The following is an 18,638-nucleotide window of genomic DNA, read 5'->3' on the forward strand; positions in this document are numbered from 1 at the left end:
TGTCTCCCCCGAGGCGCGCGGATCCGGCCGGCGGGGGAGAGCGGTGCCGGGCGGGAGTTCGTGGACAGGCCGGTGCGGGTGACACCCCGAGGGGAGGGGCCCGCCCGATGGACCATACGGGAACGCGCCCCTTTATAGGAGGGCCCGGTTGCGGCCCGCTTGCGAACCGCCTTCCGCGCACGCCACCGTGTGAACCCGTGTGAACCGCCGTGCCGCGAACCGCCTTCGGCGTACTCCCGGTGACGCGTACGCACCGGTGAATCGCCGTACCGCGAATCGCGGTACGGCGGCAGCGCGGCGCCGCTACAGCGGTTCCGAGTCGTTCGTCCGGGACTGCCTCGCCCAGGCGAGCTGCTCGTTCCCGCGCAGCTCCTCCTCCGCGGTCTGCTCCACCCTGGCCATGGACCAGCGCAGGATCGGCGGGGCCATGAGCGAGGTCACGATCGCCACCAGCACGATGATCGTGTAGACCTCGACGCTGAGGATGCCCAGCCGCAGGCCCACCATGGCCACGACCACCTCGATCACGCCCCGCGCGTTGAGCCCCGCGCCCAGGGCGAGGGCCTCCCACTTGTTGAGCTTGCTGGCGCGCGCTCCCGCGTACGCCCCGACGAACTTGCCGATGATGGCCACGGCCAGGATGGCGAGCCCGGCGAGCAGGACCATGGGGTCGGCCAGGGACGTCAGGTCCATGCGCAGACCGGCGGTGGCGAAGAAGATCGGCGCGAAGCCGGAGAGCACCACCGTGCGCAGCGGGGCGAGCCGCGCCGGGTCGATGCCTCCCGCGGAGCCGATCAGGATGCCGCACACGAAGGCGCCGAAGACGGCTTCCAGGCCCATCGCGTGCGTGGCGGCGGCGGCGAGGATGAGCAGGACGGCCGCGGTCGCGACGGACGGGCCGGCGTCCTCCTCGTTCCGGGAGGTGAGCCGGAACGCGTGCCGTACCAGCGGACGGCCCACGGTGAGCGCGAAGACCACGACGGCGATCAGGCAGGCGAGCGAGACCAGCACGTTCCCGGCGCGCAGGCCGGTGGTGGCCATGGCCGACACGATCGACAGCATGAACCAGCCGAACGCGTCGTCGATCATGCCCGCGGCCAGCGTGAGCTGCCCGACGTTGCGGTGGAGCAGCCCCATGTCCATGAGGGTCTTGGCGATGACCGGGATGGCGCTGACGCACATCGCCACGCCGAGGAAGAGCGCGAAGACCAGCGTCTCCGTCCCGGCGGGAATGAGCGTGGCCGGGAGCAGGAAACCGGCGCCGACGCCGAACGCGAGCGGCACCAGCAGCCCGCCCGCGCTGACACCGGCGGCCGTGGCGCCCCTGCGCCGGATCAGCCCCATGTCCATGTGGATCCCGGTGATGCCGACGAGCAGCAGCACGCCGATCTGCCCGACCGCGTCGAGCAGGTGGAACTGGGCGCTGTCCTGTGGGAACAGCCAGGTGGACAGGCCCGGCGCGACGTGCGCGAGGAACGACGGTCCCAGGAGCACACCGACGAAGAGCTCGCCGACGACGGCGGGCATGCCGAGCCGCCTGGCGAGGCGGCCGAAGACGAGGGCGAGCAGCAGGAGCAGCCCCACCTGGAGTAAGAAGATCAGTAGTTGGTGCGCGGCGATCGGCGCCACCGGCGCCGCGAGCGAGACGTGCACGACAGACCCCTCCGGTCTCTCACAAGGCACCACCCTGTCTCCCCAGTCAGGACGGTACGACGTAGAGCCTGACAAAACGAAGATCGGCAATCAATCCTTGAAGAGTTACCCGAAATGTGCGTTGACACGTGGGTCACATGTTCTGTGGGGGACATCACATGGCCAACCATGTTTCACTCGCGCGAGTCAGCCGAGGTGAGAGGGTTGGCGGACACGGAACCGCCGTGACGGCGAATCGACATCTCCCATCCCGCCACCTATCCCGCCACGCGGGAGGTCCCGTTTCTCACCCCGTCACGCCTGTCACGCGGGGGTCCGCTTTCTGTCCCGCCACGTGGGGGTCCGCTTTCTGTCCCGCCACGCGGGGGCCGCGCCTCGTTTCCCCTCTCGGGGAGGAGTCGGGGAGGGGGCGCGGAGTAGTCGGGGAGGGTTCGTTTCCGGTCCCGCCGTCCGGGGTCCGCTTCTCGTTCCACCGCTCCGGACGGTTCGTCTTCACCGCCCGGGAGAATCCGCTTCCTGCCCCGCGACACGGGGAGGTGTCTCGTCTCACCGTTCGGGAGGGTTGGCCTCCCGCCAGGTAGCCAGGTAGGAGGGGTCGCTCCGTCTCCGGCGTGTACGCCGCGACGCCAAGACGCGACGGACGAGTCCGGCGACCCCCGTTCGACCGCTAGCGGGCGTCCAGCAAGCTGTCGACCAGGGCACGGCCGTATCCGGGAGCGAGGGAGTCGCTCATGAAGAGGACCCGGTACGTCATCGGCGCGAGCACGTGGTCCAGCACCGCGTCCAGCGTGGGCACGTCCTCGCCGCGTCCGGCGGAGCGGGTGAGGATGGCCTGGATGCGGCCGCTGGTGTACGCGCAGCACTGCCCGGTGCTCCTGCCGCCGTCGTCGCCGGCGACCACGTCGCGGATGAACGCGCGGCCGGTGGGGGAGGAGGTCTCCTCCAGCCACTCCTCCGCCCATGCCGCGAGGTCGTCCCGCAGGCTCCCGAGGTCGGTGGGGGGACCGTCGGGCCGCATGTGCTCAAGGGCGACGTCGGCCAGAAGTTCCTGCAGGTCACCCCACCTGCGGTAGACGGTCGAGGGGGTCACGCCCGCGCGGGCGGCGACGAGCGGCACGGTCAGGTCGGCACGGTCGCGCTCGGCCAGGAGGGCTCGTACCGCCTCGTGGACGGCCTGCTGCACCCGCGCGCTCCGTCCGCCGGTGCGTACCGCCTGCCTCGTACCCATGGGCCGAGCTTAACGCAAAATATTTGCTTCAGTGGTCCGGGGTGTGTACGTTGCTAACGCAAATCCTTTGCTTTAAAGCTTCGGGAGTTTCTCCATGTCCTCCGTGACCTCGACGTTGCCCGCCCAACGGATCCGCCTGGGGGCCGGCGCGGCCGTGGTGCTCCTGGCGACGACCCTGACCACGTTCATGGCCGCCGCCAGCGCGCCCACCCCGCTCTACGCCGTGTACCAGGGCAACTGGGGTTTCTCCTCCAGCGTCCTGACCACGGTGTACGCCGTCTACGCCGTCAGCCTGCTGGTGGCGCTGCTCACCGTGGGCTCCCTGTCGGACCACGTCGGGCGCCGCCCGGTGATCCTCGGGGCGGTGGCGCTCGAGACGGTCGCGATGGCGGTCTTCGCCTTCGCCGACGGGGTGCCCGCCCTGGTGGCCGCGCGCGTCCTGCAGGGTTTCGCCACCGGGGCCGCGTCCGGCGCGCTGGGAGCGGGCCTGCTGGACGCCGACCGGACGCGCGGCCCGCTGATCAACAGCGTGACGCCCGCCCTGGGCCTGGCGGCGGGTGGCCTGGGGTCGAGCCTGCTCGTGCAGTACCTGCCCGCGCCGACGCGGACGGTGTTCGTCGTCCTGATCGTCGCGTTCGTGCTGCAGGGCCTCGCCATCCTCCTCCTGCCCGAGTCCGTCAGCCGCCGGGCGGGAGCGCTCGCCTCGCTGCGCCCGCACGTCAGCGTGCCCGCCGGGGCGCGCCGGGTCCTGCTGCTGGTCACCCCGATCACCGTGGCCGGGTGGGCGCTCGGCGGGTTCTACCTGTCGCTGGGGCCGTCCCTGGCGCGCGACGTCACCGGCTCGGGCTCGGTCGTGGTGGGCGGGCTGCTGGTCTTCGCGCTGACCTTCAGCGGCACCGTCGCGATCCTCGCGCTGCGGGCGGTGCCAGCCCCGCGCACCATGCGGCTCGCCTCCGTGCTGCTGGCCCTCGGCGTCGTCGTGACTCTGCTCGGCGTCAACGCCGGCTCGGGAGCGCTGTTCTTCGCCGGTACGGTCGTCGCCGGGCTGGGCTTCGGCGCGGGCTTCCAGGGCGCCGCGCGCACCCTGCTTCCGGCCGCGGCCCCGCACGAGCGGGCCGGGCTGATGGCCGCCTTCTACGTCGTCAGCTACGTCGCGATGAGCATCCCCGCCACCGCCGCCGGGATCGTCGCGGGCCACCTGCCCCTCACCGAGCTCACCACCTACTACGGGATCGTCCTCGTGCTCCTCGCCCTCGCCGCCCTGGCCGGGACGTTCCTCGTCCGCGAGCGTGCCGCCGAGGTGGCGCCCACGGCGTGACCGCTCCCCGGCGGCGGCCCGGCGGATCCGGCGTGGAAGGCTGTCGGTCATGACTGTTCTGGACATTCCCACCTTGAAGCTGGTCAACGGCGCGGACATCCCGCAGGTCGGCCTGGGCACCTGGCCCATGTCGGACGACGAGGCGGAGGTCGCGGTCGCCGAGGCCGTCGAGATGGGCTACCGGCTGGTGGACACCGCCTACGCGTACCGCAACGAGACCGGGGTGGGGCGCGGGCTGCGGGCGAGCGGCGTGCCGAGGGAGGAGCTGTTCGTCACCACCAAGCTGAACGGCGAGTGGCACGGGTACGACGCCGCGCAGGAGGCGTACCAGGCCAGCCTGGACCGGCTCGGACTCGACTACGCCGACCTCTACCTGATCCACTGGCCGCTGCCGCGCAAGGACCGCTACGTGGAGGCGTGGAAGGGCATGGTCAAGCTGCTGGAGGACGGCCGCGTGCGGGCGATCGGCGTGTCGAACTTCAAGCCGGCCCACATCGACCGGCTCCTGGCCGAGACCGGCGTGGTGCCCGACGTGAACCAGATCCAGCTCAACCCGTTCTTCACCCGCGACGAGACCCGCGCCTACGACGCCGCCCACGGGATCGCCACCCAGTCCTGGGGGCCCATCGGGCAGGGAGGCGACCTGCTGGAGCAGCCGGTCGTCACCGGCGCGGCCGAGCGGCACGGCAGGACCCCCGCCCAGATCGTGCTGCGCTGGCACATCGAGCTCGGCCTGATCACCGTGCCGAAGTCGTCCAGCCCCGAGCGGATGAGGTCCAACGCCGACATCTTCGGCTTCACCCTCACCCCCGAGGAGGTCTCCGGGCTGTCCGCCCTCGACCGGGGCGAGGCCGCCGCGACCGACTCCGACTCCACCGGCCACTGACCTCTCCCGGAACGACCTGCCCGGCCCCCGTGCCTCTCCGCGAGACGGCGGAGCGGCGGGGCCGTGCCGCACCCGGTGGATCTGACCCGCGAACCGCCGTCCGCCGTCGCCGCCGTCGCCGCCTTCGCGACGCGGGACGAGATCCGCCCCGAGGCCCGCCCCGCCGTCGAGGGGCTTCGTGCCGAGGGGGAACGGCGATCGTCATGGTCACCGGGGACGCCCGGCCCGTGGCCGGCAGCGTCGCGGCCGAGCTGGGCATCGGCGAGGTGTTCGCCGAAGTGTTCGCCCAGGTGCTGCCCGGCGACAAGGACCGGATCGTCGCCGCCCTCCAGGAGCGCGGCCGTTCGTACGGGGGAGGGATGAGCGGGGCTCTCGCGGGCACACCTGACCGTGAGAATAATTCACAGTTAACCTATAGAGATAGTAGATTTAAGCGAGACCAGCCCACATGAGGCCATCGGCCAGCGGCAGAGGCGCACCGTCGGGGGGACTTTCGGATGCACATCACGGCCCGGAGCGACTACGCCATAAGGGCGATGCTGGTCATCGCGCTGAGCGATCCCGCCCCGGTCAAGTCGGAGACGATGGCCCAGGCGCAGGAGATCCCGGCCAGTTTCCTGCGCGGCATCCTGACGGACCTGCGCCGCGCCGACCTCGTCTTCGCCCAGCGGGGCCACGAGGGCGGTTTCACGCTCACCCGGCCGCCCGTCGACATCTCGGTCGGTGACGTCCTGCGCGCCGTCGCCGGAGAGCTGACCTCGGTACGGGGGCTGCCGACCGGCGACGTGGCCTACTTCGGGGAGGCGGTGCGGCTGCGTACGGTATGGCTGAACATCGAGACCTCGATAACCGCCATCGTCGACACCGTCAGCCTTGCCGCCCTGCTGTCGCCGGTGGCCGAGGCCGGCAGGCGGCGGAGGGCCTGACACCGTGTGTGGGATGAAGATTCCCATACCTTGAGACGCCTTGCTCGAAACGTGACTTGACGTCGCCTTGGCATTCAATCACGATAATTCCTATCAACAGAGTAGGAAAAACAGGAAGGGGGGCGTTGTGCGTGCGCTCATCCTCTTAGGCCTGGTCGGCTTCGCGGCACAGCTCGTCGACGGCAGCCTCGGCATGGCCTACGGTGTCACCTCGACGACGCTGCTCCTGGCCATCGGCACCAACCCCGCCGCCGCCTCGGCCACCGTCCACCTCGCCGAGATCGGCACGACCCTCGCCTCGGGCATATCCCACTGGCGCTTCAACAACATCGACTGGAAGGTCGTCGCCAAGATCGGTATCCCCGGCGCCGTCGGCGCGTTCGCGGGAGCCACCTTCCTGTCCGGCCTCTCCACCGAGGTCGCGGCACCGGTCATGTCGATCATCCTGCTCGTGCTAGGGCTCTACGTCCTCATCCGCTTCACGGCCTTCGGCCTGCCGCGCGGCAACCTGGGCAAGCCGCTGCGCAAGCGCTTCCTCGCGCCCCTCGGCGTGGTCGCCGGATTCGTCGACGCCACCGGCGGCGGCGGCTGGGGCCCGGTCGGCACCCCGGCGATCCTGGCCAGCGGCCGTCTGGCGCCGCGCAAGGTGATCGGTTCCATCGACGCCAGCGAGTTCCTGGTCGCCATCGCCGCCAGCATCGGCTTCTTCTTCGGCATCGGCTCGGAGAACATCAACTTCTCCTGGGTCGCCGTGCTGCTGATCGGCGGCGTCATCGCGGCACCCATCGCCGCCTGGCTGGTCCGGCACATCCCGCCGCGCATCCTGGGCTCCGCCGTCGGCGGTGTCATCATCCTGACCAACGTCAGGACCCTGCTGCGCAGCGACTGGATCGACGCCTCCAGCGGCGTCCAGACCATCGCCTACATCACCATCGCCGTCATCTGGGCCGCCGCCATCGCCTACTCGGTCCGCGAGTACCGCCGTGACCGCGACAACGAGACGGTCGAGGCGATCGAGGAGGAGGAGAGGCGCCGCGCCGCGGAGCAGGAGACCGCCGGCACCGCCAGCTAGCCGGATCCGGCACGCCCTCCGGGGCCGCCACCTCGTACGAAGGCCCCTCCCGCCCAGGCGGGAGGGGCCTTCGCGCTGTGGCGGGACGCGATGCGCGAGAACGGGGGCCGCGTGCCGTTCCCGCCGGTGGGTGGCCTCCCGGTGTCACGGGGCCTTCTGTAGTTGATCAACCTCTTCGTCTGTCGCGAAATTCGTCTTCGCGAAAGACGTACACCACCGCGCCGCTGCCCGGCCGTCACGCGCGGGCGGCGCCGTTCGGAGGTCCGGAGCCCTCCGCGGGCCCGAAGTGCTCCGACACGCGCTCGGCGGGGTAGGCGCCGCGCTCGGTCACGATCCTCGTCACCAGGTGCGGCGGGGTGGCGTCGAAGGCGGGGTAGTGGCCGGTCACGCCCTCGCCCGCGGTGCGCGTCCCCAGGACGTGCAGGACCTCGTCGCCGTTCCGCCGCTCGATGACGACGTCGTCGATACCCGGCGCGCGCGGGTCGGGCGCCGGGATTATCACGTAGTACGGGACGTCGAAGGCGCGGGCGGCGAGCGCCACCCCGAGCGTGCCGACCTTGTTCACCACGTGCCCGTCCATCGTCACCCGGTCCGCCGCGGTGAGCGCCACGTCGGCGAGCCCGTCGGACAGCACCGAGGCGACCATCCCGTCGGTGATCAGGGTGGGCCGGTAGCCCATCTCCACCAGCGTCGGCGCGGTGAGCCGCGCTCCCTGCAGGTAGGGCCGGGTCTCGGTGCAGACGAACTCCAGCCGCTTGCCCGCCTCCTGCGCGGCCTCGACGGTCGCGATCAGGTAGGCGTCGGCCCAGCAGTGGGTGAGGACGCGGGCGCCGTCGTCGAGCAGCGCCGCCGCGTGCCTGCCCATGGCCGCGCTGCTCGCCAGGTAGGCCGCGTCGTGCTCGGCCCCCGCCCGGGTCACGGCCTCCACCAGCTCGTCCCCGTACGCCTCGGGCAGCGGCCCGTCCACCGTGGCGGCCAGGACGGCCTCCACGGCGTCGCGGATGTGGTTGTTCGTGGGCCGGGTCGCGATCAGCCGGGCGCCCGCCCCGCGCAGCCGCGCCGCCGCCGGGCCGGGCGGCTCGCCCCGCGCCTCGCGGGCGGCCAGCGTCATCCCGGCGGTCGCCGCGAACGAGGGGCCCGTGCTCTGGGTCACCATCCGCTCGATGGCCACCGCGACGTCCTCGCTGGTGACACAGCGCACCCAGCGGTGCTCGAACGGGTAGACGCGGCGGTCGAGGATCTCCACGGCGTCCTCGGTGATCCGGACGGAGTCCGCGAGGACGGGGCGCCTGCGGGTCGTGCTCATGAGACCTCCAGCGGGGGAGCGGGGGATCGGCCGGCCCGCCTGCCGGCCGCACCGGGTGCCGTCCGGCGTCACCGCCGGCACCGCGACCCGGCGATGCCTCGCGCTTATGCCCCTTTTGGAGGATCTCGTACCTCAGGGTGGCGGGCCGCTCCTGGACGGCCCGCCACCCGGAGGTACGACAGGTGCGACAGATGCGACAGGTATGACGGCTCAGGCGAGCTTCTCGCCGATCTCGGCGATCTGGGCGCGCTGCGCGGTGACCATCTTCTCCGCCAGCTGGGTGGTGGGCCGGTGCCTGCCCAGCGCGATCGCGACCTGGGCCATCTGGACACCGCTGTTGAGATGCTTGCCCAGCACGCTCAGCCACAGCTTGTCGAAGGCGGCACCCGAGCGTCTCTCCAGGGAGGAGATCTGGGTGGCGGACAGCATGCCGGGCATGTCGTGCACGGCCCGGTCGTTCTCCGCCGGCACCTCGACATCCCACGACTGCAGCCAGCCGGACATCAGGTCGATGTCGTGGGACTCGTCCTTCTTGATCTTCGCGGCCAGGTCGCGCACGTACGGGTTCTCGCTCCGGCCGTCCACCAGGCCGGCGAGCTGGATCGTCTGGCGGTGGTGCGGGATCATCTCCTGGGAGAAGCGGACGTCCGCGTCCGCCCGGTCGCCGGCCAGCCCCACCGCCTGGACGGAGGTCCCGGTCGTCACGGCCGCTGACGAGCACCCGGCGACCAATATGGCGGAGACCAGCAAGGTGGCGGTCAGAGACCGTCGGTTGCGCGACCGCCGGGTGCTCATCGAGATCACTGCCCCTTTCCTGCGGGTGGGAAGGATCATTCGTGCCGTTCCGCCCTGAGATACGCGGACCCCGCCGCCGGGGTTCAGGGGCGGCCGGAAATCGGTGCCCGAAATTTCGGGCCCCGATTCCCGGGCACGGCCGCCCGCGGGGTCAGCCGGGGACGTCGCGGTGGTCGGAGATGCTGTCGAGCCAGGCGCGGTGCAGGTCGGCGTAGCGGCCCGCCCGCCCGGCGAGCTCGCCGGGCGGGCCGTCCTCCATGATCCTGCCGCCCTCCATCACCAGCACCCGGTCGGCGATCTCGACGGTCGACAGGCGGTGCGCGATGATGAGGGCCGTCCGGTCCGCCAGGACCGTCCGCATCGCTCGCTGCACCAGCCGCTCGCTGGAGACGTCCAGGCTGGACGTCGCCTCGTCGAGGATCAGCACCGCAGGGTCGGCCAGGAACGCCCTGGCGAACGCCACCAGCTGCCGCTGCCCGGCCGACAACCGGCCACCGTGCTTGCCGACCTGGGTGTCGTACCCCTCGGGAAGCGCGGAGACGAACGCGTCGGCGCCGATCGAGCGGGCCGCCGCCACCACGTCGGCCATGCTCGCTCCCGGCCGGCCGAATTCGATGTTGTCCGCCACGGATCCGCTGAACAGGAAGTTCTCCTGGGTGACCAGGACCACCGCGGCGTGCCGCGACTCCTCGCCGAGGTCGCGCAGGTCGATGCCGTCCAGCAGCACCCGGCCCGCCACCGGGTCGTAGAACCTGGAGACCAGCTTCGCCAGCGTGGTCTTGCCCGCCCCGGTGGTGCCGACCAGCGCCACGGTCTGCCCGGCGGGGACCGTCAGGTCCAGGCAGGGCAGCACGGGGGTGCCGTCCAGGTAGGAGAACTCCACGCCCTGGAACTCGATCCTCCCGCGTGGCCGCTCCAGCGTCACCGGGTCGCCGGGCTCGGCCACCACGGGACGCTCCTGCAGCACCCCGGAGAGCTTCTCCAGCGCAGCCCCGGCGGACTGGAACGTGTTGTAGAACTGCGAGATCTCCTGCATCGGCTCGTAGAACTGGCGCAGGTAGAGCAGGAAGGCGGCCAGCACGCCCACCGTGACCTCGCCCTGGATCGCCAGCGTGCCCCCGTAGAGCAGGACGGCCGCGACCGTCACGTTCCCGATCAGCTTGACGCCCGGCGAGAAGATCGCGATCAGGTGCATGCTCCGCTGGTTGGCGTCGCGGTAGTCGGCGTTCAGCCGGGCGAAGATCTCCTGGTTGCGGGGCTCCCTGCGGAACGCCTGGACCGCGCGCATCCCGGCCATCGACTCCACGAAGTGCACGATCACCAGGGCCACGGTCTCCCGGGTCCTGCGGTAGACGATGCTCGACTGCCGCCGGAACCAGCCGGTGAACAGCATCAGCACCGGCAGCGGCAGCAGCGCGACCACGCCGAGGTGGACGTCCAGGACGAGCAGCAGGACCGCCGTGCCGACCAGCGTCAGCACCGCGGTGACGAGGTCGTCGAACCCCGACTGCAGCATCTCGGAGATGGCGTCGATGTCGGAGGTGAGCCGGGAGACGACCCGGCCCGAGGTGTAGTCCTCGTGGAACGACAGCGACAGCCTCTGGAAGTGGGCGAACACCCGCCGCCGCAGCTCCAGCAGGATGCTCTGGCCGATGCGCCCGGCCATCCTGAGGAAGATCCGCCGGGTCACCAGCTGGACGGCCGCCGCCGCCAGGATCGCCGCGACGACCGTGAGCAGCGTCCGCGGCCCCGCGCCCGCCACCATCGGCGGGATGCCCGCGTCGATGCCCACCTTGACCAGGTACGGGATGGCGAGCGAGGCGACGTTGCAGGTCACGATGATCGCGACGAGCAGGACGATCTCCCTGCGGTACGGGCGCAGCAGGTCGCCGAGCAGCCGCCTGGACCTGTCGCGCAGCAGGAACGACACCCGCGCCGACAGCTCGTCCTGGTTCTCCGCCGCGACCCCCCGCCACTCCAGGGAGCCGTTCGCGGTTTCTTCGACGGGCGGTGCGGATGGCTGGGTGGAAGGTTCGGTCACGCTCACAGCCGTGCCTCCTCGGTGTCCGGGTCGGCCGACAGCAGCGCGCGGTACTCGGGCACGCTCGCCATGAGCTCGTGGTGCCCGCCGACGTGCGCGATCGTGCCGTCCAGCAGCAGGGCCACCCTGTCGGCGAGGAGCACGGTGGAGGCCCGGTGGGCGACGACGATCCCGGTGGCCTCGCGCAGCACGTGCCGCAGCGCCTCCTCCACCAGGGCCTCGGTCTCGACGTCCAGGGCCGACAGCGTGTCGTCCAGCACGAGGATCCTGGGACGGCTGAGGACCGCGCGGGCCAGCGCGAGCCGCTGGCGCTGGCCGCCGGACAGGGACATGCCCTGCTCGCCGATCCTGGTCTCCAGCCCCCACGGCAGCGTGTGGACGAACCCGGCCTGGGCGATCCGCAGCGCCTCCTCGATCTCCTCCTCTCCCGCGTCGTGCCGCCCCAGCGTGAGGTTCTCCCTGACGCTCATCGAGAACAGCGTCGGCTCCTCGAAGGCCGTGGCGACCATCGAGCGCAGCTCGGGCAGCGGCAGGTCGCGGACGTCGACCCCGTCGATCGTGACCCGGCCGGCGCCGACGTCGTACAGCCGGGGCACCAGGGAGGTCAGCGTGGTCTTGCCGGAACCCGTCGCGCCCACGACCGCCACCGTCTCTCCCGGCCGCACCTCCAGCCAGACGTCGCGGAGCACCGGTTCGCCGGCGCCGGGGAAGGTGAAGCACGCCCCCTCGAAGCGCAGGTGCCCCCGGGGCCGCTCGATCGCGCCGGTGCCCCCGACGATGTCCGGCTCGGTGTCGAGCACCTCCATCACCCGGTCCGCCGCGGTCATCGCCTCCTGGCCCATCGTCAGGATGAAGCCGAGCGCGGAGACGGGCCAGACCAGCTGCAGCATCAGCGTGGCGAAGGCCACCAGCGTGCCCAGCGTCAGCGTGCCGGAGCCGACCGCGAGGGCGCCGAGCAGCAGCACGAGCGCGAGGGTGATGTTCGGGATCACCTCCAGGAAGGTGAAGAACCTCGCCGACAGGCCGACCTTCTCCATCGAGGTCCGGTAGACCTTCAGCGCCCCCTTCTCGAAGATCCCGGAGACGTACCGGCCGCGGCCGAACGCCTTGATCGTACGGATGCCGGCCGCCGCCTCCTCGACGACCGTGGCGAGGTCGCCCTGCTCGTCCTGGACCCGGCGGGAGATGGTGATGTACGTGCGCTCGAAGCGCAGGGTGGTGACCGTGATCGGCACCGCCGAGGCGACGACCAGCAGCCCGAGCGGCCAGTACATGTGGAGCAGCAGCCCGGTCACCGTCGCGATCTGGACGGTGGTCAGGACGAGGAAGAGCAGGCCGAAGCCGAGGAAGCGCCGGATCGTCGACAGGTCGGTCGTCGCCCGGGACAGCAGCTGGCCCGACTGCCAGGAGGCGTGGAACCCCATCGGCAGCCGTTGCAGGTGGGCGTAGAGGTCGTCGCGGATGCGGGTCTCCAGGCCCAGGACGGCGACGGCGAGCAGCCACCGCCGCAGGAAGACGAGCAGCGCCTCGACCACGCCCAGTCCCAGGGCGAGCAGCGCGAGGGGAGGCACGGCCCCGGTGTCGCCCCGGGCGACGGGGCCGTCGATGATCTCCCTGCCGATCAGCGGGATGGCGATGCCGATCGCGACCGCGGCGAAGGACAGCACCCAGATGGCTATCAGGCGGACGACGTACGGGCGGAGGTAGGACTTCAACCGCCACAGGGAGCCCGCCCTGGCACGGCGGGAGGGAAGGGGCCGCGGGGCCGTGGGGTCCGGGTCGGCGGCGGGGGCGTTCGTGTCGTTGTTGTCTGTGTTCCTGTCCTTGCTGGCTGTGGTGGCTCCGGTGTCGGGGGGCATCGGCAGGCGGCACGCTCCTCACGGTGTTCTGACGGGGTGAGAGCCGTCCGGGGCATGGCAGGCCGGAACGCCATCCCCTCGTAACCGGTCTCTCCCGCGCCACCGCTCCGGTGGCCGCCCCGTCGGATCACCGCCACCCGCGTGACACGGGCGACCATCCAATTTCCGCACCGCGGCGCGGCGTCGGCAACTGATTTGACGGTCGTCATGCTGTAACCGGCAGGCCAGGGTGCCCGTTGACCGGGCGTTCTCCCCCGGAGTGAACGGCCCGTGTTTCCGGCCGGCGCGCGCGACGGCGCGGGGGCCGTCGCCGGACGGCCCTCCGGTTCCCTTTCCGGCCCGTCCGCGCGGGCATCGGCCCGGCGCCGAAATAGGGGGACTAAAATCCCCGGTGGCGTCGAGCGCGAGGAGGCGGACCCCGATGGATCTGGAGACGTTGCGCGAGGTTTCCGGGCTGAGCGACCCCATCGAGCGCGCACGCGTGCTGAGCCGCCTCATCACCGAGGAGCAGGGACTCGTCGCGGAGGCGGCGAAGATGCGCCGCCAGGCGATCGCCGAGGCCCGTGACTCCGGGATGAGCCTGGAGGAGGTGGGGACGCGCCTGGGCGTGTCCCCCGGCCGCATCTCCCAGATGCGAAAGGGGCCGTCGGCCCGCGCCCCCGAGGAGTCCACGGCCCGCGCCCCCGAGGAGTCCGCAGCCCGCGCCCCCGAGGAGTCCACGGCCCGCGCTTCGGAGGGGCCCGCTCCTCGCACCTCCGGGGAGTCCGCGGCACGCGCCCTCGACGAGCCCGCGCTCCGTGCCTCCGAGGAGTCCGGGGACCGTTTCCCCGAGGAGTTCGCGACAGGCGCCTCCGAGGAGTCTGCGGACCGCGCCCCCGGGGAGTCCACGCTCCGCGCCCCCCGAGGGTCCGCGCTCCATGCCGCTTCCGGGGGGTCCCCGGTCCGAGCGCCCAGGGTCCTGGTGCGGCGGGCGCTGCCGACCGATCCCGCCGTACGTGCCTCCGCGTCCCTGTTCCTCGCCGAGGCCGAGAGGCAGGGCGTCACGCCGGGCCGCAGGATGCTCTACGTGGGCCCGGAACCGGCCGGTGACCAGGTGGCCGCCTGCCTGCGTGTCGAGCCCGGCGCCGAGGTGATCGCCCGCCGGAAGATGATGACGGCCGACGGGGTCCCGGTGCGCGTCGCCACCAGCTACTTCCGGGCGGACCTGTTCGCGGGCACCCGTCTCGCCGCACCCGGGTTCGTCGAGCCGTCGCTCCAGTCGGCACTCGTCGCCCTCGGCCACACCTTCGGCCACGCCGAGGAGAACCTGACGGCCCGCCCGCCGACATCCTTCGAGTACGAGACCCTGGAGCTCGAACCGGGGGAGTGGGTCGTCCAGGTCCTGCGCGCCGGCTACTCCGACGAGGACGTACCCGTCCACGTCCTGGAGACCATCTGCGCCGCGAGCAGGCACATCTTCCCGATCGGCCAGGTCACCGGGCACGACGAGTTCTGACCGCCTCCCGCCTGGAAAAAAGGGGAGGCCGTGGCGGGCGGCGCGGTTGTATGGTCTGCCTTATGACCTGGCGACATTGATCCTCAACGATAGGTCGGTCCGGCGCGAGCTGCCGTGGACCTCCGGAGATGCCGAGCATCCCGAGTCCGCACAGTCCCCGCGAGAAGGACCCCATGACCACTTCTTTCCACCGCGCGCCCGACGGGCGTGCGAAGCGCTTGGCCGCGACGCTCTACGCCTACACGCTCCTTGACGAGTTCGTCCTGCTCTACCCGTTCTACGCGTTGCTGTTCGTCGACACGGGTCTGTCGACCGCCGAGATCTCCTCGCTCCTCGCGATCTGGTCGGTCACCTCCGTCGTGCTGGAGGTCCCCTCGGGGGTGTGGGCCGACGCCGTCTCCCGGCGCGCGCTGCTCGCCCTGGCCCCGCTGCTGGCCGCCGTCGGCTTCGGCCTGTGGGTCGCGGCGCCCTCCTACTGGGTGTTCGCCGCGGGCTTCGTCCTGTGGGGCGCCTCCGGAGCGCTGCAGTCGGGCGCGCTGGAGGCGCTGGTCTACACCGAGCTCGACCGCCTGGGCGCGGCCGGCCGCTACGCCGCCGTCATGGGCCGCACCCGCGCGATCGGTACGGGCGCCGCGGTGCTGTCCATGGCGGTGGCCACCCCGGTGTTCGCCCTGGGCGGCTACCCGCTGGTCGCCGCGGGCAGCGTCCTGGCGTGCGTGCTCGCCTCGATGGCCGCGCTGGCCTTCCCCGAACACCGCGCACGCGCCGGACAGGAAACCGGGCGGGAAACCGGACAGGAGACCGGGCGCGAGGGCGAGGGGCTTTCCGAGGGATCCGGTGACGAGGAGGCGCCCGCGGGCGGCTACGCCGCGATCCTGCGCGAGGGGCTGCGGGCGGCACGCGCCGACCGCCCGACGCGCCGGGCGCTGCTGCTGGTGCCGGCGGTGACCGCCCTGTGGGGCTCGCTGGAGGAGTACACCCCGCTGCTCGCGATCGGCACCGGCGTCGCCACGCACGTCGTGCCGCTCCTGGTGGTTCTGGTCTCGGTGGGGATCGCGGCCGGTGGCGTGCTCGCGGCGGCCGGTCGGAGCTTCACGGACCGGGAGTTCGCCGCGCTCCTCGCGTTCGGGGCGCTGGCACTCGGCGCGGGCGCGGCCAGCGGGGTCGCGGCGGGCTTCGTCGCCCTCGCGGTGGCCTTCTGCGTCTTCCAGATGGCGAGCGTGCTGGCCGACGTGCGGTTGCAGGAGAGCATCACGGGCCCGGCGCGCGCCACCGTGACCTCGCTGGCCGGGCTGGGCACCGAGCTGGGCGCCGTCCTCGTCTACGGTGGCTACGCCGCGGCCTCGGTGCTGACCGGCCACGCCGCGATCTTCACCGCCGCCGCGGTGCCGTACGCCCTCCTCGCCCTGGTCCTGTTCCTCGGAGGGGCCCGCTCGCGAAGGTCCACGGTTGCGCGGGCCCCGCTCGGCGGCCCGTGAGACGAACCGCGAGCGAACCGTGGCGAACCGTGAGAGGGGGTGAGAGGAGTCGTCCCGGGCCGGGGTCAGCGCTTCGTGGTCCGGTCCCGGGCTCGGGCCAGCGCTTCGTGGTCCGGTCCCGGGCCCGGGGTCAGCGCTTCGTGAAGCGGGGCAGGCCCAGCTCGGCGAAGACCGGGCGGTGGTCGGTGTCCGGAAGGCGGTGGACGCCGAAGCTCCTCACCGCCATGCGCGAGTCGGCGAGCACGTGGTCGATCGTCACCCCGGGGACGGGCTCCCAGCCCTGCTGCGGCCAGGTGGGTGTCAGCCCGTTCCCGGTGACGTCGGCCGCGTCGCGGTAGCCGCTGTCGAGCAGGTCGCGTACCAGCCGGTGGTCGAGGGTGGCGTTGAAGTCGCCCGCGAGCACCCGCAGCTGCCCGCCCGCCCTGGGCAGCGCCCGCAGCCCGTCGCCCCAGCACGGGACCCTGTCGCCGTACCGGGGCGCGCAGGGGTGGACCGAGACGACCTCGATCTCGTGGCCGCTCGGGTGCTTGACCACCCCTCGCGCCTGCCGGAACCTGCCCAGCGCGATCAGCGGCCTCTCGGTGACGGGATGCTTGGAGTAGACGCCCGAGCCCCACACCCCGTCGACCGCGCGGTCCACGACGTGGGGCATGCGCTCGCGCAGCCCGGCCGCCTCCAGGCGGTCGCGCGCGGCCGGGGTGACCTCCTGGAGGGCGAGCACGTCCGGGTCGAGGGAGCGTACGAGCCTCATCAGAGCGTCGGTGTCACCCGCGCCGACGGCGAGGTTCGCGGCGAGCACCCGCAGCCGCCCCCCGTCGGCGGCGGGCTGGGGGCCGTCGCCGAAGTGCCGGGGGAGTACGGCCGTCGCCAGCACCGCGCTCGTGACCAGGGCGAGGGCCGCGGCCGCCCAGCGGCGCAGCCCCAGGGCCAGGAGCAGCGGGACCACCGAGGCCACCGCCACGTACGGCGTGAACGCCACCAGGGCGACCCACTGCCAGACCGGGGTCCATCCGCCGGCCCTGAGCACCGCCCAGGCCGCGAACGGCAGCACCAGCAGCCAGACCAGCAGGTTCACCCATCTCGATCTGATCATGCACCCGGAGCGTAACGGTCTTCTGTGCAGATTCGGTGGAGATCAAGGTCTTTGCCGGAGTAGTCATGCGATATCCGGCCAGGCACCCCTCGCTGGATGACGGAACGAGGACCGTGGCGATCAGCCGGGACGCGGGCGGCGGGCGCCCGGGTCAGGAGCCGGTGGTGAGGTCGTACGCCTGGGCGATGAGCTCGAAGGAACGGGCCCGGTCGGCGTGGCTGTGCACCATCGTGGTGATCATCAGCTCGTCCGCCTCGGTGCGCTTGCGGAGATCCTCCAGCCCCTGCCGCACCCCGGCGGCGTCCCCCAGCACCACCCTGGACAGGTGGTCGTCGAGGAAGTCCCGCTCCATCGGGCTGTACGGGTAGCTCTCGGCCTCCTCGGGCGTGGGGATCGGCTGCGGGGCCCCGCGCCGCAGCCGCAGCATGGACAGCCCGCCGGAACGGGCCAGGCGCAGCGCCCGCTCGGGGGTCTCGGCCGCGATCGCGGAGACGCCGATCATCGCGTACGGCCGGTCGAGGACGGCGGAGGGCTCGAAGGACGACCGGTACAGCTCCAGGGCGGGGATGGTGTTGTTCCCGCTGAAGTGGTGCGCGAACGCGAACGGCAGGCCGAGCATCCCGGCGAGCTGGGCGCTGAAGCCGCTGGAGCCGAGCAGCCAGATCGGCGGGCGGCCAGACTCGGGCGAGCGGGGCACCGCGACGACCCGCTCCAGCGGGTGGCCCTGCGGGAACGAGCCGTCGAGGAAGGCCGTCAGCTCGGCCAGCTGCTCGGGGAAGTCGTCGGCGTCCAGGCCGTGCCGCCCGCGCAGGGCCCTCGCCGTGCCGGGGTCGGTGCCGGGGGCCCGGCCGAGCCCGAGGTCGATCCGGCCCGGGTGCAGCGCGTGCAGGGTGCCGAACTGCTCGGCGACGACCAGCGGGGCGTGGTTGGGCAGCATGACGCCGCCGGACCCCAGCCGGATGCTCCTGGTCGCGGCGGCCAGATGAGCGATCAGCACGGCGGGCGAGGAACTCGCCACGGACGGCATGCCGTGGTGCTCGGCCACCCAGATCCGGTGATAACCCCACTCCTCCGCCCGCCTGGCCAGCTCGGTGCTCGCCCTCAGGGTCTCGGTGGGCGTCACCCCCGAACCGACGGTCGCCAGTTCGAGGATCGACAGGGGTACCTCGGAGGAGCCGCGGACCGTCCCGCGGATGTCGTCATCAGCCATGCAGGCGGCAACCAGGCCGGACGGAGGTTTATTTCTGCCGGCCCCCGGGTTGATCTTGCTGGAGTCGACAGTCATGAGTCAGGATTTGTCAGGAAACCTGAAATCCGCCCGGCCGGGGGTGTCACTTCCAGCCGCCAGGGCCCCGGCCGGGACGGTGCCCTCCACGGCCGCGGGGTCTCACCTCCGGCGTACTCGCGGATCTCGCCGGGAGCCGGGCTCCCGCCGTCCGGGGCGCGGGCGCCTCGGCCGATCGCCGCGCGCGGGGCCGACCTAGAGTG

Annotated in this window: 15 protein-coding genes; 7 read left to right on the top strand and 8 right to left on the bottom strand. The window is 72.2% G+C overall.

Features of this window, described 5'->3' with window-relative positions:
• Nucleotides 1-303: 303 nt before the first annotated feature.
• Together ABT053_RS39990 and ABT053_RS39995 are read right to left on the bottom strand one after the other, a co-directional pair.
• Entirely contained in the window at nucleotides 304-1,653 is a 1,350-nt protein-coding gene (locus ABT053_RS39990; RefSeq protein ID WP_350976680.1) for a cation:proton antiporter, read from the bottom strand.
• A gap of 667 nt (nucleotides 1,654-2,320) precedes the next feature.
• The gene (locus ABT053_RS39995; RefSeq protein ID WP_350976682.1) at nucleotides 2,321-2,881 is read right to left on the bottom strand and encodes a TetR/AcrR family transcriptional regulator; all 561 of its coding nucleotides are present in this window, start codon (nucleotides 2,879-2,881) and stop codon (nucleotides 2,321-2,323) included.
• Nucleotides 2,882-2,975: 94 nt separating this feature from the next.
• Here ABT053_RS39995 and ABT053_RS40000 point away from each other — a divergent pair, with 94 nt between their 5' ends.
• From ABT053_RS40000 to ABT053_RS40020, 5 genes are all read left to right on the top strand, one after another.
• Entirely contained in the window at nucleotides 2,976-4,199 is a 1,224-nt protein-coding gene (locus ABT053_RS40000) for an MFS transporter (RefSeq protein WP_350976683.1), read from the top strand.
• A gap of 49 nt (nucleotides 4,200-4,248) precedes the next feature.
• Nucleotides 4,249-5,085: an aldo/keto reductase gene (locus ABT053_RS40005; protein WP_350976686.1), complete on the top strand. Its 837-nt coding sequence runs from the start codon at nucleotides 4,249-4,251 to the stop codon at nucleotides 5,083-5,085.
• A 203-nt stretch (nucleotides 5,086-5,288) separates the two neighbouring features.
• Nucleotides 5,289-5,537 (top strand): hypothetical protein, encoded by a 249-nt coding sequence (locus ABT053_RS40010; RefSeq protein WP_350976689.1) that lies wholly within the window; start codon nucleotides 5,289-5,291, stop codon nucleotides 5,535-5,537.
• 45 nt (nucleotides 5,538-5,582) lie between these two features.
• The gene (locus ABT053_RS40015; RefSeq protein WP_350976690.1) at nucleotides 5,583-6,011 is read left to right on the top strand and encodes an RrF2 family transcriptional regulator; all 429 of its coding nucleotides are present in this window, start codon (nucleotides 5,583-5,585) and stop codon (nucleotides 6,009-6,011) included.
• Nucleotides 6,012-6,138: 127 nt separating this feature from the next.
• Nucleotides 6,139-7,083, top strand: a complete 945-nt coding sequence (locus ABT053_RS40020; protein WP_350976692.1) for a sulfite exporter TauE/SafE family protein — start codon at nucleotides 6,139-6,141, stop codon at nucleotides 7,081-7,083.
• Between the two features lie 235 nt (nucleotides 7,084-7,318).
• Here ABT053_RS40020 and ABT053_RS40025 read toward each other — a convergent pair whose 3' ends face one another.
• The 4 genes from ABT053_RS40025 to ABT053_RS40040 form a co-directional block, all read right to left on the bottom strand.
• Nucleotides 7,319-8,389 carry a translation initiation factor eIF-2B alpha/beta/delta subunit family protein gene (locus ABT053_RS40025; RefSeq protein WP_350976695.1) on the bottom strand — a complete coding sequence of 357 codons (1,071 nt, stop codon included), beginning with the start codon at nucleotides 8,387-8,389 and terminating at the stop codon, nucleotides 7,319-7,321.
• Nucleotides 8,390-8,599: 210 nt separating this feature from the next.
• Nucleotides 8,600-9,094 carry a DUF305 domain-containing protein gene (locus ABT053_RS40030; protein ID WP_350976697.1) on the bottom strand — a complete coding sequence of 165 codons (495 nt, stop codon included), beginning with the start codon at nucleotides 9,092-9,094 and terminating at the stop codon, nucleotides 8,600-8,602.
• A 241-nt stretch (nucleotides 9,095-9,335) separates the two neighbouring features.
• On the bottom strand, nucleotides 9,336-11,231 hold the full coding sequence (locus ABT053_RS40035; RefSeq protein ID WP_350976699.1) for an ABC transporter ATP-binding protein: 1,896 nt from the start codon (nucleotides 11,229-11,231) through the stop codon (nucleotides 9,336-9,338).
• Nucleotides 11,228-13,084 carry an ABC transporter ATP-binding protein gene (locus ABT053_RS40040; protein ID WP_350976701.1) on the bottom strand — a complete coding sequence of 619 codons (1,857 nt, stop codon included), beginning with the start codon at nucleotides 13,082-13,084 and terminating at the stop codon, nucleotides 11,228-11,230. Before ABT053_RS40040 ends, ABT053_RS40035 begins: the two co-directional genes overlap by 4 nt.
• Nucleotides 13,085-13,505: 421 nt before the next feature.
• Here ABT053_RS40040 and ABT053_RS40045 point away from each other — a divergent pair, with 421 nt between their 5' ends.
• Both ABT053_RS40045 and ABT053_RS40050 read left to right on the top strand, forming a co-directional pair.
• A complete protein-coding gene (locus ABT053_RS40045; protein WP_350976703.1) occupies nucleotides 13,506-14,579 on the top strand; it encodes a GntR family transcriptional regulator in 1,074 nt (357 codons plus the stop codon).
• Between the two features lie 173 nt (nucleotides 14,580-14,752).
• On the top strand, nucleotides 14,753-16,057 hold the full coding sequence (locus tag ABT053_RS40050) for an MFS transporter (RefSeq protein ID WP_350976706.1): 1,305 nt from the start codon (nucleotides 14,753-14,755) through the stop codon (nucleotides 16,055-16,057).
• A gap of 130 nt (nucleotides 16,058-16,187) precedes the next feature.
• Here the strand turns inward: ABT053_RS40050 and ABT053_RS40055 are convergent, their stop codons facing one another.
• Both ABT053_RS40055 and ABT053_RS40060 read right to left on the bottom strand, forming a co-directional pair.
• Entirely contained in the window at nucleotides 16,188-17,150 is a 963-nt protein-coding gene (locus ABT053_RS40055; protein WP_350976708.1) for an endonuclease/exonuclease/phosphatase family protein, read from the bottom strand.
• A 151-nt stretch (nucleotides 17,151-17,301) separates the two neighbouring features.
• Nucleotides 17,302-18,360 (bottom strand): LLM class flavin-dependent oxidoreductase, encoded by a 1,059-nt coding sequence (locus ABT053_RS40060; protein ID WP_350976710.1) that lies wholly within the window; start codon nucleotides 18,358-18,360, stop codon nucleotides 17,302-17,304.
• Nucleotides 18,361-18,638 lie beyond the last annotated feature (278 nt).

Source organism: Streptosporangium sp. NPDC002524 (assembly GCF_040295985.1).
GTDB lineage: Bacteria > Actinomycetota > Actinomycetes > Streptosporangiales > Streptosporangiaceae > Streptosporangium.

Coding starts and splice junctions, on each gene's coding strand:
- ABT053_RS39995 (WP_350976682.1), bottom strand. CDS start 2,881: ATGGGTACGAGGCAGGCGGTACGCACCGGCGGACGGAGCGCGCGGGTG.
- ABT053_RS40000 (WP_350976683.1), top strand. CDS start 2,976: ATGTCCTCCGTGACCTCGACGTTGCCCGCCCAACGGATCCGCCTGGGG.
- ABT053_RS40005 (WP_350976686.1), top strand. CDS start 4,249: ATGACTGTTCTGGACATTCCCACCTTGAAGCTGGTCAACGGCGCGGAC.
- ABT053_RS40010 (WP_350976689.1), top strand. CDS start 5,289: ATGGTCACCGGGGACGCCCGGCCCGTGGCCGGCAGCGTCGCGGCCGAG.
- ABT053_RS40015 (WP_350976690.1), top strand. CDS start 5,583: ATGCACATCACGGCCCGGAGCGACTACGCCATAAGGGCGATGCTGGTC.
- ABT053_RS40025 (WP_350976695.1), bottom strand. CDS start 8,389: ATGAGCACGACCCGCAGGCGCCCCGTCCTCGCGGACTCCGTCCGGATC.
- ABT053_RS40040 (WP_350976701.1), bottom strand. CDS start 13,084: ATGCCCCCCGACACCGGAGCCACCACAGCCAGCAAGGACAGGAACACA.
- ABT053_RS40045 (WP_350976703.1), top strand. CDS start 13,506: ATGGATCTGGAGACGTTGCGCGAGGTTTCCGGGCTGAGCGACCCCATC.
- ABT053_RS40050 (WP_350976706.1), top strand. CDS start 14,753: ATGACCACTTCTTTCCACCGCGCGCCCGACGGGCGTGCGAAGCGCTTG.
- ABT053_RS40055 (WP_350976708.1), bottom strand. CDS start 17,150: ATGATCAGATCGAGATGGGTGAACCTGCTGGTCTGGCTGCTGGTGCTG.
- ABT053_RS40060 (WP_350976710.1), bottom strand. CDS start 18,360: ATGGCTGATGACGACATCCGCGGGACGGTCCGCGGCTCCTCCGAGGTA.